Here is a 22,121-nt window from a genome sequence, read left to right as displayed (position 1 = left end):
CGTTTCAGTTATTGCGGGCGGCCGATTTCGGCCGGAAGGCCTTGATCACCTTTTCGTCCGTTTCGGCATAGGGGCCGCCGATCAGGTCGAGGCAGTAGGGGACGGCGGCGAAGATACCGACGTGGCTGACCTGGCCGTCGGCAGTGCGGACGCCTTCCAGCGTTTCGCGGATCGACTTGGGTTGTCCCGGCAGGTTGATGATCAGCGTCTGCTTGCGGATCACCGCCACCTGACGTGACAGGATGGCGGTCGGGACGAAGTTCAGGCTGATCCGGCGCATTTCTTCGCCAAACCCGGGCATTTCCTTGTCGGCTACCGCCAGCGTGGCTTCCGGTGTGACGTCACGTGGCGCCGGGCCGGTGCCGCCGGTGGTCAGGATCAGGTGGCAATTGCTGCGGTCGACCAGCTCGATCAGGGTATTTTCGATGCTTTCGCGGTCGTCGGGGATCAGCCGGGTTTCCGCCCGCCACGGAGAAACCAGTGCCGTGGCCAGCCAGTCGCGCAGTGCCGGAATGCCCTTGTCTTCGTAGGCGCCTGTCGATGCCCGGTCGCTGATCGAGACCAGGCCGACGACGAGTTCCTTATTCATCGGTCGCCTCTTCTTCCGTAGCTGGCGGGGTGCCATCGAGCTCCTTCAGGATCTGGAAGATGGCGCGGAAGCTCTTTGCCGGCTTGTTGCCTTCCTGTTCCTTGAGCGCGTTGCGGCGCAGCTGGCGCAGGTGCTGGATGTCCACGCCGGGCCACTGGTTGGCGATTTCGGTGAGCGTGGTTTCGTCTTCCATCAGGCGGACGCGGAAACGTTCGAGGCGGTGGATGCGGGCGATTTCCGCCGTCGACTCGCCGCGCAGCAGCGCCAGGCCGGCGCGGATCGGTTCGTCGTCAACACCGCGCATCAGCTTGCCGATGTACTGCATCTGCCGGCGCCTGGCGCCGTGGGCGGTGATTTTCTGGCAGTCGCGCACGGCGGCCAGCAGATTCTCCGGCAGGTCGATGCGCTTCAGCTGGCTGATCGAGAGCTCGACGAGTTCTGCGCCGAGGTCGCGCAACTCGTGCATCACCTCTTTCTGCTTGGTTTTTGACGGTCGGGCGTAGTCTTCGGTGAAATCTTCTTCTTGCATGGCGTGCATCCGGTGCGGCAATGGCGGGCTGCTATGATAGCGACTTTTCCTCGAAACGACGCCGCTTCCATGCCCGAGACCGCCGCTTTTTCCCATGCCTTCCCCGCCTTGCAGCAACTGGCCGAGGATGTCCTGAAACATGCCCACGACAAAGGGGCGAGTGCCTGCGAGGTCGATGTTTCGGAAGGTTTCGGACAGTCGGTGACGGTGCGCTGCGATGAGGTCGAGACGATCGAATTCAATCGTGACAAGGGTATCGGCATCACGATCTATTCCGGTCAGCGCAAGGGTTATGCAAGCACTTCCGACTTTTCCGCGCAGGCCTTGCGCGAGACGGTCGAGGCGGCGCTGAACATCGCCCGCTTCACCGCCGAGGACGATTGCGCCGGTCTGGCCGACGCTGCGCTGATGGCCAGGGATTGCCCCGATCTGGATTTGTACCATCCGTGGGCGTTGACCGTGGAAGAGTCGATCGAGATCGCCCGTCGCTGCGAGCAGGCCGCTTTTGATGCCAGTCCGTTGATCGACAATTCGGAAGGGGCGACGATTTCGACGCAGCAGGCGCATTTCGTTTCCGCCAACAGCCTGGGTTTCATGGGCGGTTATCCGACTTCTCGGCACTATATTTCGGCCTCGGTGATCGCCGGCGAGCGCGAGCAGATGCAGCGTGACGACTGGTATACCACGCACCGGAATGCGGGCCGGCTGGAAAGCCCGGAAAGTGTCGGCCGGATTGCCGCCGAGCGTGCGGTGGCGCGCCTGGGCGGGCGCAAGGTCAAGACCGGCGAATTCCCGGTGCTGTTCGAGGCACCGCTGGCTGCTGGCCTGCTCGGCAGCCTGGTGCATGCGGCGAGCGGCGGGGCGCTGTACCGCAAGGCGTCCTTCCTGATCGACCATCTGGGCAAGAAGATCATGCCGGATTTCGTCCGCATCGGTGAACGCCCGCGCATTCCCTGCGGTCTCGGCAGTGCTTCGTTCGACAGCGATGGCGTGGCGACGCGCGACAGTGAGGTGATCACCGACGGCGTGCTGCAGCGTTATTTCCTGTCCACCTACACGGCGCGCAAGTTGGGCATGCAGACGACGGCCAATGCCGGCGGCAGCCACAACCTGATCATCGAGCCGGGTGAACTGGACTTTGCCGGCCTGCTGGCACGCATGGACCGTGGGCTGCTGCTCACCGAGATGCTCGGTCACGGCGTCAATTACGTGACTGGCGACTATTCGCGCGGCGCCGCTGGGTACTGGGTCGAAAACGGGAAGATCGTGCATCCGGTCGAGGAAATCACCATTGCCGGCAATCTGCGTGACATGTTCGCCGGCATCGTCGCCGTCGGTCGCGACGTGCAGGTGCGTGGCAGCAAGCAGACGGGTTCCATCCTGATCGACCGGATGACGATCGCCGGCGACTGATTCGCCCCGCTCAGCGCGTCGTCATGTATGGGTAAGCCTGCAGCAGGGCGCGCTGATGCAGGGCGATCAAGCCCAGTATTCCACGCAGTCTTTCCTGCTCGCCTGCGGTCAACGTTGCCGGATCGACCAGATTGCCGGCCGGTTTTCCCTGCATCAGTGCCAGTCTTTGCTGGCGTACGCGCAATCCCAGCGTGACGCCAAAGGCTTCACCGAGTTCCTTTGCGCCCGCGCTGCTCAGCCAGCGCCGGCCACTGGCCAGGACCAGGCGCTGCATTGTGCCGCAGGTGTCCGTGCCGGCCGCCAGGCAATGGATGCGGGCCAGTTCGACAAGCGGAATGATTGCCGCGCGTTTCAGATCGAGCAGGCCGTTGTGGTCGGTGATGAAGCGACGGAAGATGCCCAGCGCCGGTGGTGCACTGTTGGCATTGGCCACCCAGTGCGCGAGCAGGGAGTCGTGTTTCGGGCACAATGCCCTGATCGTTTTTTCCAGCGGCGCAACCAGTCCATGGTCGCCGTGGATGTGGCGCAGGTCGAAGAAATTGCCGGCAAGGCGGGCCTTCTGCGGGTCGCAGGCGGTAATCCAGTCGGCGAAGGTGCTGCACCAATCCGCCTGACGCATGCGCCAGCGGGGATTGCTGGCCATCATGTCGCCGGGGCAATGGATGAAGCCGCAGGCTGCGAGGCCGTCGCAGACAGCTTCGCCCATCGCGGCGAAGTAATCGCCATGAAGGGACGGCTCGTAGCGATCATCCAGAACCAGTGCGTTGTCCTGGTCGGAGTTCAGGGTCAGTTCGCGACGCCCTTGCGAGCCATAGGCAATCCAGGCGTAGCTCACCGGGGGCGGGCCGATGCATTCTTCTGTCATGATCAGCAGGCGGCGGGTGATGGCATCGGCGACGTCGCTGACCATGACCCCGAGCGCTGTCGGCTCCTGATCATGCGCGGCAGCCAGCCAGAGGCCAGTCAGGGCTTCTGCCAGACGCGACAGTTCCGGGACCGAGCAGGCCGCAGCAATATGTTGCAGGAGGGTTTTCGGCAGCGGATTCAGGGGCGGCTCCTCGGTTCCGTGGAATCGGTATTTCTTTGGCTCAAGGATAAGCGCGGATGCTTATCTGCGCCAAATGCTCGCAAAATCATCGGGTTTGCGGAAAAATACACGCACATGCCCAACCCCAACATCCCGCCTGGACGGGAGGAGACAATAATGCAACGTCGTGATTTTCTTGCCAGGGCCGCTCTCGGCACTGCCGCCGCATCGCTGGCCGCCTGTGGCAAGAGCGAGACCCCGCCGCCGGCGAGTACTGCGCCGGTGCCGGCGGCTCCCGTCGAACAGGCGCCTGCGCCTGTAGTTCAGGGGGCGTTGCCATTTGTTCGCTGGCGTCTGACGTCGAGTTTTCCGCGCAGCCTGGATACCATTTTTGGTGGTGCCGAGGTGCTGGCCGACCGGGTGCGTGCGATGACTGGCGGCCGCTTCGATATCCGTGTCTTCCAGGGCGGCGAGATCGTGCCCGGCCTGCAGGCTTTCGACGCCGTCGAGCAGGGGACCGTCGAGGTCGCCCACACCTGTTCGTATTACTACGTCGGCAAGGACAAGACCTTCGGTTTCGGGACGTCGATGCCGTTCGGCATGAATGCCCGGCAGATGAATGCCTGGATCTATTACGGTGGCGGTCAGGAACTGCTCGACGATTTTTACGGGAATTTCAACGTGATGTCCTTTGCCGGCGGTAACACCGGCGTCCAGATGGGGGGCTGGTGGCGCAAGACCGTGGCCAAGCCGGAAGACCTGAAGGGGATCAAGATGCGCATCGCCGGCCTGGGTGGCGCGGTATTTGCCGAACTCGGGGTGATTCCGCAACAGATTGCCGGTGGTGACATCTATCCGGCGCTGGAGCGCGGGACCATCGATGCAGCAGAATGGGTCGGCCCCTACGACGACGAGCGCCTGGGCTTCTACAAGGTGGCCAAGAATTACTACTATCCGGGCTGGTGGGAGCCGGGGCCGATGATTCATTTTTTCGTCAACAAGACGGAGTGGGCGAAGTTGCCGCGCGAATACCAGGAAGCTTTCCAGGCGGCTGCCTATGAAGCCAATGTCCTGATGATGGCGCGTTATGATCACCAGAATCCGATTGCGCTGGCCAAGCTGCTGCAGAGCGGCGTCAAGCTGCAGCAGTTCTCGGAGCCGATCCTGTCGGCTGCCTACAAGGCAGCACAACAGCTGTATGCCGACGAGGCGGCAAAGAATCCGGGGTTCAAGAAAGTTCTTGCGGCTTACGACAAGTACCGGCGCACGCAAAATGCCTGGTTCAGCGTTGCCGAGAACCGGATGGATGTCTTTCTTCAGTCGCAGGCCTGAGCATGCCGATGCAACAGGATGAGGCTGTGCTGACCCGGATCTGTCTGGTCCGTCATGGCGAAACCGAGTGGAATGCCGAACGGCGTATCCAGGGGCAGATCGATATCGGCCTCAACGCAGCCGGTCTGCGTCAGGCCGAGGCTGCCGGACGCTGGTTGAAAGCAGCGGGTATCAGCGCGCTTTATGCGAGCGATCTCAAGCGCGCCTGGGCAACCGGTCAGGCGATCGGCCAGGCGGTCGGCGTGCAGCCGGTTCCGGTGCCGGAATTGCGCGAGCGTCGCTATGGCATTTTCGAGGGGCTGACCTACGCCGAGGCCGAATCCCGCTATCCGGAGGGCTATGCGGCGTTCGAGGGGCGCAATGCCGATTACGCCTTCGAGCACGGCGAGAGCCTGAAGGTAATGTACGAACGGGTTACCGGCAAACTGAAAGAGCTGGCACAGCGGCATCTCGGGGAAAGTATCGTGGTCGTCGTTCATGGTGGCGTGCTTGATGTCATCAACCGCTTCGTGCGCGGCAATCCACTCGAAATGCCGCGTGACTTCCTGATTCCGAACGCCGGCATCAACTGGATTTCTGCGGTCGACGGCCGGTGGACCGTGGAAACCTGGGGCGAAACCGCGCATCTGGCGGACGGTGCGCTGGACGAACTGCCTTCGTGATAAAATTCTTGCCCTTTTCAACGGCTTGAGGCATTCCCCCATGTTTTCTGCGCAAGACACCCTCGCAAAAGTTGACTCCGAACTCTGGCAGGCCATCCAGGCCGAAGTCCAGCGCCAGGAAGACCATATCGAACTGATCGCGTCGGAAAACTACGTGAGCAACGCCGTCATGGAAGCCCAGGGCTCCCAGCTCACCAACAAGTACGCCGAAGGTTATCCGGGCAAGCGCTACTACGGCGGTTGCGAGCACGTCGATGTCGCCGAGCAGATCGCCATCGACCGCATCAAGTCGCTGTTCGGCGCCGATGCCGCCAACGTCCAGCCGAACTCCGGTTCGCAGGCCAACCAGGCCGTGCTGATGGCCTTCTGCAAGCCGGGCGACACGATCATGGGCATGAGCCTGGCCGAAGGCGGTCACCTGACCCACGGCATGCCGCTGAACATGTCCGGCAAGTGGTTCAACGTCGTCTCCTACGGCCTGAATGAAAAGGAAGAAATCGACTACGACAAGATGGAAGCGCTGGCCCGCGAACACAAGCCGCGCCTGATCGTCGCCGGTGCCTCGGCCTACGCGCTGCGCATCGATTTCGAGCGCTTCGCCAAGATCGCCAAGGAAGTCGGCGCCATCTTCTGGGTGGACATGGCCCACTACGCCGGCCTGATCGCCGCCGGTTTCTATCCGAACCCGGTGCCCTTCGCCGATGTCGTCACCACGACCACGCACAAGACGCTGCGCGGTCCGCGCGGCGGCGTCGTGCTGATGAAGGCCGAGCACGAGAAGGCGATCAATTCCGCCATCTTCCCCGGCCTGCAGGGTGGCCCGCTGATGCACGTGATCGCCGCCAAGGCCGTCGCCTTCAAGGAAGCCGCATCGCCGGAATTCCGGAACTACCAGGAACAGGTGATCATGAACGCCCGTGTCATGGCTCGCGTGCTGGGGGAAGAGCGTGGCCTGCGCATCGTTTCCGGGCGCACCGAAAGCCATGTCTTCCTGGTCGACCTGCGTTCCAAGAACATCACCGGCAAGGAAGCCGAGGCTGCACTGGGTCGTGCCCACATCACCGTCAACAAGAACGGCATCCCGAACGACCCGCAGAAGCCTTTCGTCACCTCCGGCATCCGCATCGGTTCGCCGGCGATGACGACGCGCGGTTTCACCGAGATCGAAGCCGAGCAGGTTGCCCACTTGATCGCCGACGTGCTCGATGCGCCGAACGATGAAGCCGTGGCGGCAACGGTGCGCGCCAAGGCTGCCGAGCTGTGCAAGCGTTTCCCGGTTTACGGAAAATAAGCCGCGATGAAATGCCCTTTCTGCGGCAATGACGAAACCGGGGTCGTCGATACCCGGGTTTCCGATGAAGGCGATATCGTTCGCCGCCGCAGAAAGTGCAGTGCCTGCGACAAGCGTTTCACCACCTACGAGCGGGCCGAAATCCAGCTGCCGCAGGTGGTCAAGAAGAACGGCCTGCGCGCCGACTTCAGCCGTTCCAAGCTGCGTGCCAGCCTGGAACTGGCCTTGCGCAAGCGGCCGGTATCGATCGAGTCGGTCGATGCCGCGGTCGCCGATATCGAAGAAAGGCTACTGACTGCCGGCGAGCGCGAAATCAGCACGCAGCAACTGGGCGAATTGGTGATGCGCGAGTTGAAGAAGCTCGACAAGGTCGCCTACATCCGCTTTGCATCGGTCTATCGCAATTTCGAGGACGTCGACGCCTTTTCCAAGGCGATTCGCGAAGTTTCTCCCGCCAGTACGCCGCGGAAAAAATGAGTTTCACCGCCGACGACTATCGGCTGATGGCGCGTGCGCTGCAACTGGCCGAGCAGGGGTTGTGGACGACTTCACCCAATCCTCGCGTCGGTTGCGTACTGGTTCAGGCTGGTGAAATCGTTGGCGAAGGCTGGCACGCAAAGGCCGGCGAGCCGCATGCCGAAGTCCATGCGCTGAAGGCTGCCGGTGAGCGGGCACGGGGCGCAACGGCCTATGTCACGCTGGAACCCTGCAGTCATTACGGCCGTACGCCGCCCTGCGCCGAAGCGCTGATCGCGGCTGGCGTTTCCCGTGTGATCGCGGCGATGACCGATCCGAACCCGCTGGTTGCCGGCAAAGGCCTGGCCATGTTGCAGGCGGCCGGCATCGAGACGGCGAGCGGCGTGCTCGAAAACGAGGCGCGCGAACTGAACATCGGCTTTGTCTCGCGCATGACCCGCGGTCGTCCCTGGTTGCGCCTGAAGGCGGCGGCCAGCCTGGATGGCAAGACGGCGCTGAACAACGGCGTCAGCCAGTGGATCACCGGGCCGGACGCCCGGCGCGATGGCCATCGCTGGCGGGCGCGGGCATGCGCCATCCTGACGGGCTACGGCACGGTGCGCGACGACGACCCGACCCTGACGGTGCGCGAGGTCGAGACGACGCGCCAGCCGCTGCGGGTGATCGTCGACAGCCGGCTGGAAACGCCGGCGACGGCGAAAGTTCTGCAAGGTGGCCCGGTGTTGATCGCCGCGGCCGTCGACAATCCGGAAAAGGCTGAAATATTGCGGTCGACCGGTGCAGAAATCGTTTTTCTGCCGAATTCGCAGGACAAGGTCGATCTGCCCGGATTGATGCAAGAACTCGGACGGCGCGGCATCAATGAAGTTCACGCCGAAGCCGGCTGCAAGCTCAATGGCTCGTTGTTGCGCGAAGGGCTGGTCGATGAGTTCTTGTTTTACTTTGCGCCGTGTCTGATCGGTGACGACGCCAATGGCCTGTTCGGCCTGCCGGCGCTGACTACGCTGGCCGGCAAGCAGGCGTTGCAGATTCGTGATGTGCGCCAGATTGGCCCGGATATTCGCCTGATCGCACGCCCGAGTTAGGGCCGCAAACCGCGCAGTCGGCGTCCTGCCGGAATTTCACCGTGCGCCATTCCATGTTCAATGCATCGAGCAGCAGCAAGCGACCGCTCAATGATTCACCGATGCCGGCCGCCAGCTTCAGCGCCTCGGCTGCCTGCATCGTGCCGACGATGCCGGTCAGCGGTGCGAACACGCCCATAACGGCGCAGCGGACTTCCTCGACATCCTCACCCTCGGGGAACAGGCAGTGATAGCACGGTGCATCGTCGCGGCGCAGGTCGTAGACGCTGACCTGGCCGTCGAAGCGGATGGCGGCGCCGGACACCAGCGGTTTGCGGTGATGCACGCAGGCCCGGTTGATGGCGTGCCGGGTGGCAAAGTTGTCGGTGCAGTCGAGGACGATGTCGGCGCTGGCAACCAAGGCATCGAGTTCGGCGCCGGCCAGCCTTTTTTGCACCGGGACGACGTCGACCGCAGGATTGATCGCGGCCAGCGCAACCTGGGCCGATGCGGCCTTGGCCATGCCGACGCGGGCTTCGGTGTGAATGATCTGGCGCTGCAGGTTGGTCAGGTCGACGACGTCGTCATCGACCACCGTGATCCTGCCGATGCCGGCCGAGGCGAGGTAGAGCGCAGCCGGCGAGCCCAGGCCGCCGGCGCCGATGATCAGCGCATGCGTGTCGAGGATGCGTTGCTGGCCTTCGATGCCCAGTGCGTCGAGCAGGATGTGGCGGCTGTAGCGCAGTAACTGCTCGTCGGTCACTTGTACTCGCGCCACTCCGGCGGCGTGTCGTCGTGGTCGCCGTGCGGGCGGTGTTCCCAGGCCTTGATGTAGGCTTCCTCGGGCGAGGGCTTCAAGCGTTTTTCCGGGGCGCCGATGTTGTGCAGCTGGGTTTCCTCGACATAGTGGATGAGCGCGCGTGTCAGCTTGCTCATCAGCGTGTTGTCGAGGTGGAAGCCCTTGTCGACCAGGTGATCTTCCAGTTCGGCCAGCGTGTGCTGCTGCAGGTCGTAGGCGACGCCGAGCGCACGTTTCTCGTACTTCGGCTCGACGTCGACTTCGTCCAGATGCTGCAGGTCATCTGCCGCTTCCGGCACCTGGCCGGGCGGGAACCTGGAAAACAGGATTTCCCGCTTTTTCCTGAGGTCTGCGCTACTCATCATCCCTCCATTTCGGCTGTTGCTACTTTTTGCCCTGCATGATCTGCAGGCCCTTGAGAAGGTTCAGTGCCTGCTGGAACTGGTAATCCTCCTTGCTGGCATACTCCAGGCGCGTCGGCAGGTCGTCGTCGCCGTCCTTGGCATCCTTGTCGCTTTTCTCGCCCTTTTCGTTCTTTGTCGCCGGTTTCACCACCGGTGCGGGCTTCGCCTCTTCCTTGGGGGCCGTTCCCTTGTCTTCCAGGTGGCGCTCAAGATCGGCTTCGCGCATGCGCATGCTGCTGCCGTTGGCCGACTCCTCGATGACGATGTCAGGCGTGATTCCCTTGGCCTGGATCGAGCGGCCGTCCGGCGTGTAGTAACGGGCCGTCGTCAGCTTGATGGCGGTGTTGCCGGGCAGCGGCAGCACCGACTGGACCGATCCCTTGCCGAAGGTCTGGGTGCCGACGATGGCGGCGCGCTTGTGATCCTGCAGTGCACCGGCGACGATTTCCGAAGCCGATGCCGAACCGCCATTGACCAGAACGACCATCGGTACTTTCTTGACGCCGACCGGCAGGGTGCGCAGCGGGTCTTCGCGGGTGCCGCGCAGGTAGTCGCGCGGGCGGGCGAGGAATTCCTGCTTGGCATCCTCGGTCCGGCCATCGGTCGAGACGACCTTGACGTCGGGGGGCAGGAAGGCTGCGGAAACGCCGATGGCGCCATGCAGCAGGCCGCCCGGGTCGTTGCGCAGGTCGAGCACCAGCCCCTTCAGTTCGCCTTCCTTGTAAACATTGTTCAAGTGCCGGACCAGATCGGGAACGGTGGTTTCCTGGAATTGGGTAATCCGCACCCAGCCGTAACCCGATTCGACGATCTTCGACTTGACGCTCTGGACCTTGATGACTTCGCGGACGAGCGTGAACTCCAGCGGCTTGCTCTCGCCTTTACGCAGGATGCCGAGCTTGATCGAGGTCTTCGGCTTGCCGCGCATTTTCTTGACCGCGTCGGACAGGCTCAGGCCCTTGACCGGTGTTTCGTCCAGCCGGAAGATCAGGTCACCGGTCTTGATGCCGGCGCGATAGGCCGGTGTGTCCTCGATCGGCGAGACAACCTTGACCAGTCCGTCCTCCATGCCGACCTCAATGCCGAGGCCGCCGAACTCGCCCTGGGTGCCGACCTGCAGATCCTTGAACGAATCTGCGTCGAGATAGGCGGAGTGCGGATCGAGGTTGGACAGCATGCCGGAAATGGCATTGGCGATCATTTTCTTGTCTTCGACCGGTTCGACATAGCCCTGTTTGATGGCGCTGTAAACCTCGGCGAAAGTACGCAAATCCTCGATCGGCAGACCGGGTTTGACGTCCTTTTCGGCGAAGGCCGGCAACTGCAGGGTGATCAGTGCGCCGGCGACGAAGCCGCCAACGGCGAGACTCAAGGTTTTGTATTTGCTCATTTCAGACTTGCCCAAGACATGGGGTCGATCGGTTGCCCTTTGTGGCGGATTTCAAAGTATAAACCGGATTCGGGATTGCCCCCGGTATTGCCTACACTGGCAATTGTTTCGCCGCCGCTGACGGCCTGCCCGACCTGTTTGAGCAGAGAGTCGTTGTTGCCGTAGATCGACAGGTAGGCATCGCCATGGTCGATGATCAGCAGGTTGCCGAAGCCGCGCATCCATTCCGAGAATACGACCCGGCCGTTGGCGATGGCCTTGACCGGGCTGCCGCTGTCGGCGCGAATGTACAGGCCGCGCCACTGGCCGCCGCCGTCGCGTGGTTTGCCGAAGCGTCCGGAAACGGTGCCACGGACCGGCAGGCGCAGCTTGCCCTTGAGGCGGGCGAAGCTGCCGTCGTTGGCGACCGGTTCGTAACGGTTTTCCGGCTCATTCTGGCGGCGGGGAGGGGCTTCTTCGGGCGGCTGCCCGGGTTTCTCGGCGCGCCGGGCGGCTGCGGCAGCCGCCTGCTGTCGCCGTCGCGCATCCTCGGCAGCGCGGGCGGCTGCCTGCTGCGCCAGGATGCGCGAAAGTCGTTGTACCAGCTGGCTCATGCGTTTCTCGTCACGCTGCAGGGAGCCGATTTCACGGCGCTGGGCGCGTACCTTGTCGGAAATTTCGGCGTGCAAGGCCTTGCGCTCCTGGCGCTGCTTTTCCAGCTCGGCGTGATGTTTCTTCTGTTCGCTTTCTACTTCGGCAAGCTCGGCGGTGCGTTCGCGGGTGTCGGCGGCCAGCGCTTTTTTCTGGTTGATCGTGCTGCTGATTTCGCCCATCAGTTCGGCGCGGGCAGTGGCAATGGCCGACAGGTAGTGCAGGTCGCGGGCCAACTGGTTGGGGTCGTCGCCGTTGAGCAGCAACTGCAGGGAGTCCGGGTTGCCGCGCAGGTACTGGCGATGCAGCAGCTTTTCGGTCTGCGCCTGCTGGAGCGAGAGCGTCTTGCCCAGTTCCCGGGATTGCATCTCCAGTGTGTCCAGTCGGCTTTGCAGTTGTCCGCGCTGCTGCCCGAGTTCGTGCAACTTCCGTTGCAGTCGGGAAATCTGGCGTTCCGATTCGCGCAGCCGGTCGGCCGCATCGGCCCTTGTTCCTTCGCTGGCCGACAGTTCCTTGCGCAGCCCTTCGATGCGGTTGCGCAATTCGTCGAGATCGGCGCGTTTTTCGGCGACTTCGGGGGCGCTTGCAGCCTTCTGGGCAAATGACGTCTGGGCCGTAAACGTGAACAGCAGGGCCGCCAGCACCATGGCAGGCAGCTTCAGGGCCGGGGCGATGGCGCCGGAAGTCTTGCTGTGTCTGGGGGAGTGCATCAGGGAAATTCTTGATTGAGTTCTTGGAATCGCAAGGCTTATTCTATAATCAACCGTTCAATCAAATTGAGGTTTTATCTTGGACGCTCCTTCCTTCAGCCTGATCGACAAGCAGGAACATATCGAAATGGCGGCGCGCGCGTTGAAGGCGATCGCCCATCCCCTGCGCCTCAAGATTCTTTGCGTTGTCGGCGATCAGGAGGCTTGCGTGCAGGATATCGTCGAGGCCGTCGGGACGTCCCAGAGCAATATTTCCCAGCATTTGGCCATTCTTCGCGAAAAGGGCGTCCTGCTCACGCGCAAGGATGCCAATCGCGTTTTTTATCGGGTGGGCGATCAGCGCACCCTGCAGCTCGTCGGCATGATGCGCGAAGTTTTTTGTGGTGTGGAGAATTAAGTAATGCCGATGGATTTCATCAACCAGAATATCCTGCTTGTCGCGATTGTCGTCATCAGCGGGCTTGGCCTGTTGTGGCCGATGTTCTTTCGTCCGGTCGGCACTGCCGTCAATCCTGGCGAAGCAACCCTGCTGATCAACCGTGAGGATGCCCGTATTCTCGATGTGCGCGAGGCCAGTGAATTCGCCGCCGGCCATATTCCGGAAGCGATCAACATTCCGGGCGGCAAGTTGAGCGAATGCCTGCACGAGATTGAAAAATACAAGGACAAGCCCCTGATCGTCTGCTGCGCCGCCGGCATGCGTTCGAACAAGGCCTGTCGTGACCTGAAACAAAATGGTTTTGAAAAGCTCTACAACCTCAGTGGCGGTGTCGATGCCTGGGTGGCGGCGAGTTACCCGCTGAAAAAAGGCGGGCGCAAGAAATGACCCAGCCGGTATTGATGTATACCACGGCCGTCTGCCCGTTCTGCATTCGCGCCAAGCAACTGTTGTCGGCGCGTGGCGTGACCGCCATCGAGGAAGTCCGCGTCGATCTCGATCCCGAGCGCCGTGATGAAATGATGCAGAAAACCGGGCGGCGTACCGTGCCGCAGATTTTCATCGGCGAGACCCATGTCGGCGGTTGTGACGACCTGTACGCGCTCGACTCCGCCGGCAAGCTGCTGCCTTTGCTGGCCGGCGAAGCCTGAAACGATTAACTACCAGAAAGAGAAACATGGAACAGAACGAACAGCCGGTCTTCGGTATCGAAAAGCTTTACATCAAGGATCTGTCGGTCGAAGTGCCGAATGCGCCGGAAGTCTTCCTGGAACAGGAAGCACCGCAGGTGGCCATCCAGTTGAACACCTCCGGCCGTGGTGTCGGTGAGAATGTTTATGAAGTGGTGTTGACGGTGACGGTGACTGCGTCCATCGGCGAAAAGACCGTTTTCCTGGTCGAAGTCGGCCAGGCCGGCGTGTTCCGTATTGCCAACGTGCCGGAAGAACAGCTTGAGCCGCTGGTCGCCATCGCCTGCCCGAACGTGCTGTTCCCGTATGCCCGCGAAGCGGTGTCGGACGCCGTCACCCGTGCCGGCTTCCAGCCGATCGTGCTGCAGCCGGTCAATTTCGAAGCCATGTACATGCAGCGCATGCAGGAAGCCGAACAGGCTGCTGCGACGCCGCTGCAGTAAGCGATGATGCGCCGCCTGCTTCCCGCCCTGCTGTCGCTGGCTGTAGCCTTTCCGGCGCTGGCCATCGATTACCGCTCGGTCGAGGTGCCGGCGGCCATTCTTTACGACGCGCCGTCGCAGAAGGCAAAGAAGCTGTATCTGATCCGCGCCCAGACGCCGGTCGAAGTTGTTGTCCGGCTCGAAGGCTGGGCCAAGGTACGCGATGCCGAAGGGATGCTGGCCTGGATCGAGGCAGCCCAACTGGGTGAGCGCCGGACCGTGCTTGTGACGACGGCGGCAGCCGAGTTGCGTCAGTCGGACAAGGCCGATGCACCGGTGCTGGCACGTTTCGACAAGTGGGTGGTGCTGGAGTATGCCGGCACGGCGGCACCCGGCTGGGTCGCGGTCAAGCACCGCGATGGCGCTGCCGGCCTGATTCGTACAACGCAGGTCTGGGGCCTATGAATGTAAGCTTGCTTGGCGCGGGTGCCTGGGGCACCGCGCTGTCGATTGCTTTTGCCGAAGCGCATGCGTTGACCTTGTGGTCGCGTGAAGCCGATGTTGCGGTCGACCTGCGGGATAACCGGGAAAACCGGCGCTTCTTCCCGGGCTACCGTCTGCCGGACAGTGTTGCCGTCGAAACGGTTTTTGCTGCCGCCGTCGCCGATGCTGAACTGTTGATCGTGGCCACGCCGATTGCCGGTTTGCGCCCGACCGCCGAAAAACTGCGCGAGCTCGGCTGCCAGGTGCCTTTGCTGTGGGTATGCAAGGGTTTCGAGGCGGGTTCGGGCAAGCTGGCGCACCAGGTGGTTGGCGAAGTGCTGGGTGCCGGGCAGATTTGTGGCGCCTTGTCCGGCCCGAGTTTTGCCGAGGAAGTTGCCGCCGCACAACCGACGGCAGTTGCCCTGGCGGCAAATGATCCGGGTTTTGCCCGCGAAGCGGCGCGGCAGTTGCATGGAAACCGGCTGCGCATTTACGCCAACGATGATCTGGTTGGTGTCGAGGTCGGTGGCGCGGTCAAAAATGTGCTGGCCATCGCTACTGGTGTTTGCGATGGCCTGGGGTTGGGCCTGAATTCCCGGGCGGCGCTGATGACCCGTGGTCTGGCCGAGATCGCCCGCCTTGGCGTGGCCTTGGGCGGCCAGCGCGAAACCTTCATGGGGCTGGCAGGCATGGGTGACCTGATCCTGACCTGTACCGGCGACCTGTCGCGAAATCGTCGCGTTGGTCTGGCGCTGGCCCAGGGCAAGACGCTCGAGCAGGTGCTGGCAGAACTGGGTCATGTTGCCGAAGGCGTCTATACGGCGCGGGAAACCGATCGTCTGGCGCGCGAACTCGGTGTGGACATGCCGATCAGCAGTGCGGTCGCCGCAGTGCTTGATGGCCGCCTGACTGCCGGGCAGGCGGTCGAACAATTGATGGCCCGCGATCCCCGCGAAGAACTCGCCTGAGTCTAGACGGCGCCGCTGAATCCCGCCTGGCGCCAGGCTTCGAAAATGGTTACCGCGGCAGCGTTCGACAGGTTGAGGCTGCGCTGTCCGGGCTGCATCGGCAGGCGCAGGCGGCGTTCCGGCGGGAATGAATCGCGCAGGTCGGCGGGCAGCCCGGCGGTTTCCTGGCCAAAAACAAAAACATCGTCTGGCAGCAGGTCGACCGTAAAAAGATTGCGACTGCCCTTCGTCGTCATCGCAAACATCCGGCGCGGCGCCAGAGCGGCCTGGCAGGCGGCCCAGTCCGGGTGGCGCACGACGCGTGCGTACTCGTGATAATCCAGGCCGGCCCGGCGCAGGTGCTTGTCGCTGAGATCGAAGCCGAGCGGTTCGACGAGATGCAGTTCAGCGCCGGTATTGGCGCACATGCGAATGATGTTGCCGGTATTGGGCGGGATTTCCGGCTGGTAGAGGACGACGGCGAACACGGCAGTATCGGTGGCGGCAAAGGCGCCGATTAAAACACGGATTCAGTCCTTCAGGGCGCGCGCGACGACGGCGACTTGGATGCTGGCGGCGCCGTGCAGCGCGAGGACGCGGGCGCATTCGCCGGCGGTGGCACCGCTGGTCAGGACGTCGTCGACCAGCAGGATGCGCTGGTCGGCAAGGTCGCTGCGACCTTCGAAGGCGCCGCGCACGTTGCCGTGGCGTGCCTTCAGCAGCAATCCGGCTTGCGGTGCGGTGGCCCGGGTCCGTTGCAGACTGTTGCGGTCGACCGGGATTTTCAGGCATTTTCCCAGCGTCCTGGCGATTTCCATGGCCTGATTGAAGCCGCGCTCGCGCAGACGTTGCGGATGCAGTGGCAAAGGCACGATGCGATCGAATTCCCGACCGGCCAGCCGATGCGCCAGTTGCTTGCCGAACCAGTCGGCCAGCGCCAGTTGATGCCCGTACTTGAGGGCGTGAATCATGCGGTCGACCGGGAAATCGTAGCGAAAAAGTGCCGTGACGCCGGCAAAGTGGGGTGTTTGCTGCAGGCAGGCGCCGCAGCGCTCACCGTGCGTGGTGTGCTCGCTGCAGATCGGGCAGGTTGCCGCCGGTAATGGCGGCAAGTCCGCTTGGCATGGCGTGCACAGCAGCTTGTTGCCGGCTTCATCGGCGCACAGGAGGCAACTGCCGGGGAGCATCCGGGCGAGCGGCGACACGGCTTGCGGACTCAAGTCCAGCGACTGGGGTAAAATTGACATCCCGTCGCAGCTCTCGGATAATTCATAATTACCGTTTGTGTTCGTCGTTGATTTTTCAGGATTTTTCTCAAGGTCTTCCATGCAAGCCAGCTCTCTTTCTGCCGTTTCCTCCTGTGCCCAATCCACGCCGGTCCATCGCTGGACGCTCGATGAGGTGCTGGCGCTCTATGAAATGCCCTTGATGGATCTGGTCTTCCGTGCGCAGCAGGTGCATCGCGAGAATTTTGATGCCAATGCCATTCAACGCTCGACGCTACTTTCCGTCAAGACCGGTGGTTGCTCGGAGGATTGCAGCTATTGCTCGCAATCGGCCCGTTATGACACGGATCTGGCGCGCGAACGCCTGATGCCGATCGACGAGGTCGTTGCCGCCGCCAAGGTGGCCAAGGAGAAGGGCGCTTCCCGATTCTGCATGGGCGCCGCCTGGCGTGGCCCGAAGGACAATGACCTGGACAAGGTGCTGGAGATGGTGCGCGAGGTCAAGGCGCTGGGCATGCAGACCTGCGTGACGCTGGGCATGCTCAAGGATGGGCAGGCCGGCAAGCTGAAGGAAGCCGGGCTCGACTACTACAATCACAACCTGGATACCGACAAGGAGTTCTACGGCCAGGTGATCAAGTCGCATACGCACGACGACCGTCTCGATACGCTTGATCAGGTTCGCGACGCCGGCATCAATGTCTGCTCGGGCGGCATCATCGGCATGGGCGAATCGCGCAAGAACCGCGCTGCCTTGCTGGTCCAGCTGGCCAACCTGCCGACGCCGCCGGAATCGGTGCCGATCAACAACCTGGTGCCGATTCCCGGCACGCCGCTGGCGGAAAAGCCGCGTCTCGATCCGTTCGAGTTCGTGCGCACCATTGCCGCTGCGCGCATCACCATGCCGCGTTCGTGGGTTCGCCTGTCGGCGGGTCGTCAGGAAATGGGCGATGAACTGCAGGCGCTGTGCTTCCTGGCGGGTGCCAACTCGATGTTCTACGGCGATCACCTGCTGACCACCGGCAATCCGGACGTCGATCGTGATGACCAGTTGTTTGCCCGCCTCGGTCTGAAAGCAGTTTGAGCGGCCAGAATACGCTGTCCGGCTTCGTCGACCGCAAGCAGGTCGGCAAGCGCTTTTCCCGCGTCGCCGCTGGCTATGACCAGGCCGATTTCTTCGTCCGCGAAGTTGATCGGCGGATGCTTGAACGTCTCGATTACGTCAAGTTGACGCCGGGGCGTATCCTTGACCTGGGGTGCAGTCGTGGCGGCAGTTTCGCTGAGTTGTCCCGACGCTATCCGGCGGCGCAGTTGTTGGGTCTCGATGTGTCGCACGCGATGCTGGGTGGCGCTCAGGCTGCCCGCCCGGCCTGGCAGCGCTGGCTGGGTATCGGCAAGCCAGCCCCGGCCCGCCTGCAGGCCGATGCCGAAAGGCTGCCGCTGGCCGCGCGTTCGACGGCCTTGGTCTGGTCCAACCTGCTGCTGCACTGGCTCGACAATCCGCTACCGGCGCTGGCCGAAGCGCACCGGGTGCTCGAGGTTGGTGGTCTGCTGATGTTCTCCACGCTTGGCCCGGACACCTTGCGCGAACTGCGCTCGGCCTTTGCCGACGGCTACGCCCATACCCAGCGTTTCACCGACATGCACGATCTGGGCGACATGCTGGTCGAGTGCGGCTTTGCCGATCCGGTGATGGATATGGAAGTCATCACGCTGACTTACGAGGACATCGACGCGCTGTTTGCCGATTTGCGTGCCGCCGGTTCGGCTTGCGCGATGAAGGCCCGGCGCTACGGTCTGACCGGTCGTGGTCGGCTGGCCGAGGTTCGGGCGGCTTACGAAGGCATGCGCCAGGAAGGCCGTCTGCCGGCGACCTTCGAGGTCATCTACGGCCATGCCTGGAAGCCGGAAGCCCGGCAAACGGCGGATGGCCGGGCGATCGTCCGCTTCGAGCGTCCGGGCCGACGCTGAGGTTTCAGTCCGGCCGCTTGTCGAAGAACTTCAACGGTTGAGCCTGGCGGAATTTAGGCACCGGCACGGCCTTGCGCCGGCGTTCCTGGATACGCCACCAGAGCAGCACGCCAAGGGCGACCGAATAGCTCAGCGGCCATGCCAGCTCGGAGAGCTTGCTCAGCCAGAGATAGTGGAGACAGCCGAGGATGGCGATCGGGTAGATGCTGCGATGCAGGTCCTGCCAGCGGCGCCCGCCGAGTCGGCGGATGGCCCACTGGTTCGACGTCGCGGCCAGCGGAATCAGCAGCACGAAGGCGGCAAAACCCAAACTGACAAAAGGGCGTTTGAAAATGTCCTGGGCAATGGCGTCGACCGCAAAATCGTGATCGAGGCCGATGAAACTGAAAAAGTGGAGGACGGCGTAGAAGAAGGTGAACAGCCCGAGCATGCGGCGCAGGCGCAGCAGCCAGTGCACCTGCGTCAGGGCGCGCAACGGCGAGATGCACAGCGTCAGCAGCAGAAAATTCAGCGTCCAGATGCCGGTCCAGGTTTGCACGGTTTTTACCGGATCGTCGCCGAGCGCATCCGACCACGCCCGGTAAGCAATCGACAGCAGCGGCAGCAAGGCGAGGCAAAACAGCAGCGTCTTGGCGGATGTGACGGGGAATTTTTCCAGTTTCATTTCAGTATTTTCCACCCCGGTTCTCGCCAGCGCAGCGCTGGACGAGCAGTTCAATCCCTGATGCTGAGCGCGAAGCGCAAGTCGCCAATGTCTTCTTCCGCCTCTTCGACGAGATCGATGTAGCGGGCGCGGTCGGCGTCGCGCAGTTCCCGTTCCGCTGGATCTTCGCACCGGGCGATCCATTCCCTGTCGCCGCCTGCCAGCAGGTTGGCAAAGTACAGGACGTCCCGGACCGTACAGGGGGTTTCGACGTTCTGCAGCCGGTCGTGGTCACGCACGGCGTCGGTGATGCGGTCGGGAATGCCGAGGGCGTGCAGCAGGCTCTCGCCGATGCCTTCGTGCCAGCCGGCGAGCAATTCAAGCATGGCCTCCCGGTTGTTGCGGTATTCCGGATATTCGGTGGCCCGGTAGAGCAGGTAGAAGACGCCGATGTCGTGGACCAGGCCGGCCATCATCGCGTCATCCGGATTGATCCGGCCGAGGCGCCGGGCGAGCACCCTGGCAATGGCAGCGACATGGATCGAATGCGCCCAGGCATTGTGGGCAATGCTTTCATAGCTGGCCAGGTTGCGCGATTTCAGCATCTGGTCCATGGCAACGGCCAGCGAGATGGTGCGGACGGAATCGAAACCGATGCGGCCGATTGCGGTCGTCAGGTCGCTGATGGTCTTTCCCGAAGGGTTGTAGCTGACGGAATTGGCCAGGCGCAGTAGCTTGCTTGAAATCAGCGGTTCCACACCGACAACCTGGACGACTTTTTCCAGATTGGCGAAAGGGTCCTTGAGCGTGTTGCGCACGAGCAGTGCTGCATCCATGCAGGTCGGGAAATTGACATCGCCCGACAACTCGCGGGCGATGTCTTCGAGGATGCGGAAGTGGATGCTTTCAGGCTGGGTCATGTCTAGCCGGCGATGTAGCGCTCGAGTTCCGTGATCAGGAACTTTTGCGCACTGATGGTTTCCTTGACCAGGTCGCCAATCGACAGAATGCCCAGAACCTGCCCGGCATCATCGAGTACCGGCAGGTGGCGGAAACGCTTTTCCGTCATCAGGGACATGCACTCTTCCAGCGAAGCATTCAGTCCGACATAGGCAACACGTGCACTCATTAGGTCGCGAACCGGGGTTTCCTTTGACGAGCGATTGTTGCGGATCTGTTTTCTGGCGTAGTCGCGCTCGGAAAAAATGCCAACCAGTTGGCCACCCTGGAGTACCAGCAAGGCACCGACATTGTGTTCGGCCATGACGCAGAGTGCCTGGTAGACCGTGTCGTCGGGAGCAATGACGGCCAGGGTCTTGGGTTTGTCGGCGAGTAGCTGTTTGAGGGTTTTCATTATGGGTCTCCGCGTTGTTGTTTGTCGTTGCTACAGTCTAAACGCAGGCCGGGGTGCCGACAAGGAAAGCCGCGGCCACGAGCGCGGGCCATTTGCATGGGCAAACAAAAGGCAGCCCGCAGGCTGCCCCATGCTATGCGCGGTCTGGCTTAGCGCAGGCCGGCTGCGTAGTCGGCAACTGCCTTGATTTCGACGTCGGAAAGCTTTTCCGCAATCGTGCGCATCATGCTTTCCGGGTCGTTGGCGCGTTCGCTGGCGCGGAAGGCCTTCAACTGCGCTTCGGTGTATTCGGCAAACTGACCAGCCAGACGCGGGTACTGGGCCGGCAGGCCGGCACCGGCCGGGCCGTGGCAACCGGCACAGGCCGGAATGCCCTTCTTGAAATCGCCCTGGCGCCACAGTTTCTTGCCCAGCGCAATTTTCGTTTCGTCCTTGGCGGCTTCCGGCTTCAGCTTCTGGCTGGCATACCAGGCGGCGACATTCTTCATGTCTTCGTCGGTCAGTGCTGCAACCATGCCGGCCATGATGGCGTTGTCGCGGGCGGCGGGCTTGCCGTCGGCAGCCTTGAAGTTGCTCAACTGTTTGTAGATGTACGGTTCGATCTGGCCGGCCAGGTGCGGATTGGCAGACGTCATGCTGTTGCCGTCAGCGCCATGGCAGGCGACGCAGATGGATTCTGCGACGAGCTTGCCCTTTGCAGGATCGGCCTTGGCCGGAGCTTGCTCGGAGGCGTGGGTGACAAAACTGGTGGCAAACAGGATTGCCATTGCCGCGGTACGGATCATTTTTCGAACTCCTAATGCGCGTAGGTGGGCGCTTTGGCCGGAACGGAAGTTACAAACCTGTTATTCTATATTAGTTTCCCTTCAACTAGGCGGGTCTTCCGCGTTTTTTATGCCTCTCTTCCAGAACGCGGTCTTTCATACGACCGTAGCCAACCTGCGTGATCTGCCGCAGGATGCCATCAGCGAGGTTGCCTTTGCCGGTCGCTCGAATGCCGGCAAATCTTCCGCGATCAACACGCTGGCCGGACGGGTGCGCCTGGCTTTCGTCAGCAAGACGCCGGGCCGCACGCAGCATCTGAATTACTTTACGCTGACCGATGGCAAGTACTTTGTCGACCTGCCCGGTTATGGCTATGCCAAGGCACCGGAAGCCATCCGTTCGCAGTGGGAAGGGCTGATTGGTCCTTACCTGAGCAAGCGTGAACCTCTGGTCGGGCTGGTGGTGATCATGGATTGCCGACGCCCGCTGACCGATCTTGATCGTCGTCTGATCGACTGGTTCCGACCGACTGGCCGCCCGATTCACATCATGTTGTCGAAGGCGGACAAGCTGTCGCGTCAGGAGCAGACCAAGGTACTGCGTGCCGTGAAAGGCGAAATGGCCTTGTGGGGTGACGGCGACTACACCGTGCAGCTGTTTTCCAGCTTGAAGAAAACCGGGATCGACGAAGCCGAAAGTATCCTGGCAAGCTGGCTGGGGATCGAAAAACCGGTCAAGGAAAACAAAGGGCCCCCGGATAAGGGGAGTCCGGGGGCCAAAATGCCTCAACGTGGTCAAGGCACCCGCTCAGGGAGGTGAAGCGGGAGATAGCGCGTGCCATCTTGCGGATATGACGTTGCTCAAT

Annotated in this window: 28 protein-coding genes; 15 read left to right on the top strand and 13 right to left on the bottom strand. The window is 62.3% G+C overall.

What is annotated here, in order from left to right:
* Positions 1-4 precede the first annotated feature (4 nt).
* Together mog and yjgA are read right to left on the bottom strand one after the other, a co-directional pair.
* A complete protein-coding gene (gene mog, locus BJN45_RS11580) occupies positions 5-589 on the bottom strand; it encodes a molybdopterin adenylyltransferase (RefSeq protein ID WP_076095406.1) in 585 nt (194 codons plus the stop codon).
* Positions 582-1,118 (bottom strand): ribosome biogenesis factor YjgA, encoded by a 537-nt coding sequence (gene yjgA, locus BJN45_RS11575; protein ID WP_076096083.1) that lies wholly within the window; start codon positions 1,116-1,118, stop codon positions 582-584. The genes mog and yjgA overlap by 8 nt, the downstream gene beginning before the upstream one ends.
* Before the next feature lie 69 nt (positions 1,119-1,187).
* Between yjgA and pmbA the strand changes: the two genes are divergently transcribed.
* The gene (gene pmbA / locus BJN45_RS11570; protein WP_076095404.1) at positions 1,188-2,531 is read left to right on the top strand and encodes a metalloprotease PmbA; all 1,344 of its coding nucleotides are present in this window, start codon (positions 1,188-1,190) and stop codon (positions 2,529-2,531) included.
* Between the two features lie 10 nt (positions 2,532-2,541).
* Here the strand turns inward: pmbA and BJN45_RS11565 are convergent, their stop codons facing one another.
* Entirely contained in the window at positions 2,542-3,483 is a 942-nt protein-coding gene (locus BJN45_RS11565; RefSeq protein WP_276205216.1) for a DUF294 nucleotidyltransferase-like domain-containing protein, read from the bottom strand.
* A 252-nt stretch (positions 3,484-3,735) separates the two neighbouring features.
* On the opposite strand from BJN45_RS11565, the gene BJN45_RS11560 reads away from it, so the two are divergent.
* From BJN45_RS11560 to ribD, 5 genes are read left to right on the top strand one after another with little or no spacing between them, the layout of a single operon-like run.
* On the top strand, positions 3,736-4,890 hold the full coding sequence (locus tag BJN45_RS11560) for a TRAP transporter substrate-binding protein (protein WP_076095401.1): 1,155 nt from the start codon (positions 3,736-3,738) through the stop codon (positions 4,888-4,890).
* A gap of 2 nt (positions 4,891-4,892) precedes the next feature.
* Positions 4,893-5,552 carry a histidine phosphatase family protein gene (locus tag BJN45_RS11555; RefSeq protein WP_240494563.1) on the top strand — a complete coding sequence of 220 codons (660 nt, stop codon included), beginning with the start codon at positions 4,893-4,895 and terminating at the stop codon, positions 5,550-5,552.
* A gap of 40 nt (positions 5,553-5,592) precedes the next feature.
* Positions 5,593-6,843, top strand: a complete 1,251-nt coding sequence (gene glyA, locus BJN45_RS11550; RefSeq protein WP_076095399.1) for a serine hydroxymethyltransferase — start codon at positions 5,593-5,595, stop codon at positions 6,841-6,843.
* Between the two features lie 6 nt (positions 6,844-6,849).
* Positions 6,850-7,320 carry a transcriptional regulator NrdR gene (gene nrdR / locus BJN45_RS11545; RefSeq protein WP_076095398.1) on the top strand — a complete coding sequence of 157 codons (471 nt, stop codon included), beginning with the start codon at positions 6,850-6,852 and terminating at the stop codon, positions 7,318-7,320.
* Positions 7,317-8,405 carry a bifunctional diaminohydroxyphosphoribosylaminopyrimidine deaminase/5-amino-6-(5-phosphoribosylamino)uracil reductase RibD gene (gene ribD / locus BJN45_RS11540; RefSeq protein WP_076095396.1) on the top strand — a complete coding sequence of 363 codons (1,089 nt, stop codon included), beginning with the start codon at positions 7,317-7,319 and terminating at the stop codon, positions 8,403-8,405. The genes nrdR and ribD overlap by 4 nt, the downstream gene beginning before the upstream one ends.
* Here the strand turns inward: ribD and BJN45_RS11535 are convergent.
* Genes BJN45_RS11535 through BJN45_RS11520 form a run of 4 tightly spaced genes read right to left on the bottom strand, consistent with a single transcriptional unit; the run spans position 8,320 to position 12,317 of the window.
* Positions 8,320-9,147: a HesA/MoeB/ThiF family protein gene (locus tag BJN45_RS11535; RefSeq protein ID WP_083651244.1), complete on the bottom strand. Its 828-nt coding sequence runs from the start codon at positions 9,145-9,147 to the stop codon at positions 8,320-8,322. The two genes, ribD and BJN45_RS11535, sit on opposite strands and share 86 nt — an antisense overlap.
* Positions 9,144-9,545: a hypothetical protein gene (locus tag BJN45_RS11530; RefSeq protein ID WP_076096080.1), complete on the bottom strand. Its 402-nt coding sequence runs from the start codon at positions 9,543-9,545 to the stop codon at positions 9,144-9,146. Before BJN45_RS11530 ends, BJN45_RS11535 begins: the two co-directional genes overlap by 4 nt.
* A gap of 22 nt (positions 9,546-9,567) precedes the next feature.
* Positions 9,568-10,977 carry a S41 family peptidase gene (locus BJN45_RS11525; RefSeq protein ID WP_076096077.1) on the bottom strand — a complete coding sequence of 470 codons (1,410 nt, stop codon included), beginning with the start codon at positions 10,975-10,977 and terminating at the stop codon, positions 9,568-9,570.
* Positions 10,974-12,317: a murein hydrolase activator EnvC family protein gene (locus BJN45_RS11520; RefSeq protein ID WP_083651242.1), complete on the bottom strand. Its 1,344-nt coding sequence runs from the start codon at positions 12,315-12,317 to the stop codon at positions 10,974-10,976. Before BJN45_RS11520 ends, BJN45_RS11525 begins: the two co-directional genes overlap by 4 nt.
* Positions 12,318-12,444: 127 nt before the next feature.
* Between BJN45_RS11520 and BJN45_RS11515 the strand changes: the two genes are divergently transcribed.
* From BJN45_RS11515 to BJN45_RS11490, 6 genes are read left to right on the top strand one after another with little or no spacing between them, the layout of a single operon-like run.
* Positions 12,445-12,714 carry an ArsR/SmtB family transcription factor gene (locus tag BJN45_RS11515; RefSeq protein WP_076096075.1) on the top strand — a complete coding sequence of 90 codons (270 nt, stop codon included), beginning with the start codon at positions 12,445-12,447 and terminating at the stop codon, positions 12,712-12,714.
* A 3-nt stretch (positions 12,715-12,717) separates the two neighbouring features.
* Positions 12,718-13,143, top strand: a complete 426-nt coding sequence (locus BJN45_RS11510; RefSeq protein WP_240494561.1) for a rhodanese-like domain-containing protein — start codon at positions 12,718-12,720, stop codon at positions 13,141-13,143.
* On the top strand, positions 13,140-13,406 hold the full coding sequence (gene grxC, locus BJN45_RS11505) for a glutaredoxin 3 (protein WP_076095394.1): 267 nt from the start codon (positions 13,140-13,142) through the stop codon (positions 13,404-13,406). The genes BJN45_RS11510 and grxC overlap by 4 nt, the downstream gene beginning before the upstream one ends.
* A gap of 26 nt (positions 13,407-13,432) precedes the next feature.
* Entirely contained in the window at positions 13,433-13,888 is a 456-nt protein-coding gene (gene secB, locus BJN45_RS11500; protein WP_076095393.1) for a protein-export chaperone SecB, read from the top strand.
* Between the two features lie 3 nt (positions 13,889-13,891).
* Positions 13,892-14,332 (top strand): SH3 domain-containing protein, encoded by a 441-nt coding sequence (locus tag BJN45_RS11495; protein WP_076095390.1) that lies wholly within the window; start codon positions 13,892-13,894, stop codon positions 14,330-14,332.
* Positions 14,329-15,318 carry an NAD(P)H-dependent glycerol-3-phosphate dehydrogenase gene (locus BJN45_RS11490; RefSeq protein WP_076095389.1) on the top strand — a complete coding sequence of 330 codons (990 nt, stop codon included), beginning with the start codon at positions 14,329-14,331 and terminating at the stop codon, positions 15,316-15,318. Before BJN45_RS11495 ends, BJN45_RS11490 begins: the two co-directional genes overlap by 4 nt.
* A gap of 2 nt (positions 15,319-15,320) precedes the next feature.
* Here BJN45_RS11490 and BJN45_RS11485 read toward each other — a convergent pair whose 3' ends face one another.
* Both BJN45_RS11485 and BJN45_RS11480 read right to left on the bottom strand, forming a co-directional pair.
* The gene (locus BJN45_RS11485; protein ID WP_076095386.1) at positions 15,321-15,785 is read right to left on the bottom strand and encodes a tRNA (cytidine(34)-2'-O)-methyltransferase; all 465 of its coding nucleotides are present in this window, start codon (positions 15,783-15,785) and stop codon (positions 15,321-15,323) included.
* Positions 15,786-15,827: 42 nt separating this feature from the next.
* Positions 15,828-16,544, bottom strand: coding sequence for a ComF family protein (locus BJN45_RS11480; RefSeq protein ID WP_076095384.1), 717 nt, complete (start codon positions 16,542-16,544; stop codon positions 15,828-15,830).
* A 79-nt stretch (positions 16,545-16,623) separates the two neighbouring features.
* Here BJN45_RS11480 and bioB point away from each other — a divergent pair, with 79 nt between their 5' ends.
* A complete protein-coding gene (bioB, locus tag BJN45_RS11475) occupies positions 16,624-17,607 on the top strand; it encodes a biotin synthase BioB (protein WP_076095382.1) in 984 nt (327 codons plus the stop codon).
* Entirely contained in the window at positions 17,604-18,494 is an 891-nt protein-coding gene (locus tag BJN45_RS11470) for a methyltransferase domain-containing protein (RefSeq protein WP_076095381.1), read from the top strand. The genes bioB and BJN45_RS11470 overlap by 4 nt, the downstream gene beginning before the upstream one ends.
* A gap of 4 nt (positions 18,495-18,498) precedes the next feature.
* Here the strand turns inward: BJN45_RS11470 and BJN45_RS11465 are convergent, their stop codons facing one another.
* From BJN45_RS11465 to BJN45_RS11450, 4 genes are all read right to left on the bottom strand, one after another.
* Entirely contained in the window at positions 18,499-19,158 is a 660-nt protein-coding gene (locus BJN45_RS11465; protein WP_076096072.1) for a sulfite oxidase heme-binding subunit YedZ, read from the bottom strand.
* Between the two features lie 50 nt (positions 19,159-19,208).
* Entirely contained in the window at positions 19,209-20,057 is an 849-nt protein-coding gene (locus tag BJN45_RS11460; RefSeq protein ID WP_076095379.1) for an HDOD domain-containing protein, read from the bottom strand.
* Between the two features lie 2 nt (positions 20,058-20,059).
* Positions 20,060-20,491, bottom strand: a complete 432-nt coding sequence (locus BJN45_RS11455) for a CBS domain-containing protein (RefSeq protein ID WP_076095378.1) — start codon at positions 20,489-20,491, stop codon at positions 20,060-20,062.
* Between the two features lie 149 nt (positions 20,492-20,640).
* Positions 20,641-21,276 (bottom strand): c-type cytochrome, encoded by a 636-nt coding sequence (locus tag BJN45_RS11450; RefSeq protein WP_076095376.1) that lies wholly within the window; start codon positions 21,274-21,276, stop codon positions 20,641-20,643.
* 109 nt (positions 21,277-21,385) lie between these two features.
* Between BJN45_RS11450 and yihA the strand changes: the two genes are divergently transcribed.
* Positions 21,386-22,075, top strand: coding sequence for a ribosome biogenesis GTP-binding protein YihA/YsxC (gene yihA, locus BJN45_RS11445; protein WP_076095374.1), 690 nt, complete (start codon positions 21,386-21,388; stop codon positions 22,073-22,075).
* Positions 22,076-22,121 lie beyond the last annotated feature (46 nt).

This window comes from Azonexus hydrophilus (genome assembly GCF_001956855.1).
GTDB lineage: Bacteria > Pseudomonadota > Gammaproteobacteria > Burkholderiales > Rhodocyclaceae > Azonexus > Azonexus hydrophilus_A.
This window is presented reverse-complemented; position numbering and strand designations above follow the sequence as displayed.

Bases quoted from the DNA above. Each gene is read 5' to 3' on its own strand.
- mog (WP_076095406.1), bottom strand. From the start codon at position 589: ATGAATAAGGAACTCGTCGTCGGCCTGGTCTCGATCAGCGACCGGGCA.
- yjgA (WP_076096083.1), bottom strand. From the start codon at position 1,118: ATGCAAGAAGAAGATTTCACCGAAGACTACGCCCGACCGTCAAAAACC.
- pmbA (WP_076095404.1), top strand. From the start codon at position 1,188: ATGCCCGAGACCGCCGCTTTTTCCCATGCCTTCCCCGCCTTGCAGCAA.
- BJN45_RS11560 (WP_076095401.1), top strand. From the start codon at position 3,736: ATGCAACGTCGTGATTTTCTTGCCAGGGCCGCTCTCGGCACTGCCGCC.
- BJN45_RS11555 (WP_240494563.1), top strand. From the start codon at position 4,893: ATGCCGATGCAACAGGATGAGGCTGTGCTGACCCGGATCTGTCTGGTC.
- glyA (WP_076095399.1), top strand. From the start codon at position 5,593: ATGTTTTCTGCGCAAGACACCCTCGCAAAAGTTGACTCCGAACTCTGG.
- nrdR (WP_076095398.1), top strand. From the start codon at position 6,850: ATGAAATGCCCTTTCTGCGGCAATGACGAAACCGGGGTCGTCGATACC.
- ribD (WP_076095396.1), top strand. From the start codon at position 7,317: ATGAGTTTCACCGCCGACGACTATCGGCTGATGGCGCGTGCGCTGCAA.
- BJN45_RS11530 (WP_076096080.1), bottom strand. From the start codon at position 9,545: ATGAGTAGCGCAGACCTCAGGAAAAAGCGGGAAATCCTGTTTTCCAGG.
- BJN45_RS11525 (WP_076096077.1), bottom strand. From the start codon at position 10,977: ATGAGCAAATACAAAACCTTGAGTCTCGCCGTTGGCGGCTTCGTCGCC.
- BJN45_RS11520 (WP_083651242.1), bottom strand. From the start codon at position 12,317: ATGCACTCCCCCAGACACAGCAAGACTTCCGGCGCCATCGCCCCGGCC.
- BJN45_RS11515 (WP_076096075.1), top strand. From the start codon at position 12,445: ATGGCGGCGCGCGCGTTGAAGGCGATCGCCCATCCCCTGCGCCTCAAG.
- BJN45_RS11510 (WP_240494561.1), top strand. From the start codon at position 12,718: ATGCCGATGGATTTCATCAACCAGAATATCCTGCTTGTCGCGATTGTC.
- grxC (WP_076095394.1), top strand. From the start codon at position 13,140: ATGACCCAGCCGGTATTGATGTATACCACGGCCGTCTGCCCGTTCTGC.
- secB (WP_076095393.1), top strand. From the start codon at position 13,433: ATGGAACAGAACGAACAGCCGGTCTTCGGTATCGAAAAGCTTTACATC.
- BJN45_RS11495 (WP_076095390.1), top strand. From the start codon at position 13,892: ATGATGCGCCGCCTGCTTCCCGCCCTGCTGTCGCTGGCTGTAGCCTTT.
- BJN45_RS11490 (WP_076095389.1), top strand. From the start codon at position 14,329: ATGAATGTAAGCTTGCTTGGCGCGGGTGCCTGGGGCACCGCGCTGTCG.
- BJN45_RS11480 (WP_076095384.1), bottom strand. From the start codon at position 16,544: ATGTCAATTTTACCCCAGTCGCTGGACTTGAGTCCGCAAGCCGTGTCG.
- bioB (WP_076095382.1), top strand. From the start codon at position 16,624: ATGCAAGCCAGCTCTCTTTCTGCCGTTTCCTCCTGTGCCCAATCCACG.
- BJN45_RS11465 (WP_076096072.1), bottom strand. From the start codon at position 19,158: ATGAAACTGGAAAAATTCCCCGTCACATCCGCCAAGACGCTGCTGTTT.
- BJN45_RS11460 (WP_076095379.1), bottom strand. From the start codon at position 20,057: ATGACCCAGCCTGAAAGCATCCACTTCCGCATCCTCGAAGACATCGCC.
- BJN45_RS11455 (WP_076095378.1), bottom strand. From the start codon at position 20,491: ATGAAAACCCTCAAACAGCTACTCGCCGACAAACCCAAGACCCTGGCC.
- BJN45_RS11450 (WP_076095376.1), bottom strand. From the start codon at position 21,276: ATGATCCGTACCGCGGCAATGGCAATCCTGTTTGCCACCAGTTTTGTC.
- yihA (WP_076095374.1), top strand. From the start codon at position 21,386: ATGCCTCTCTTCCAGAACGCGGTCTTTCATACGACCGTAGCCAACCTG.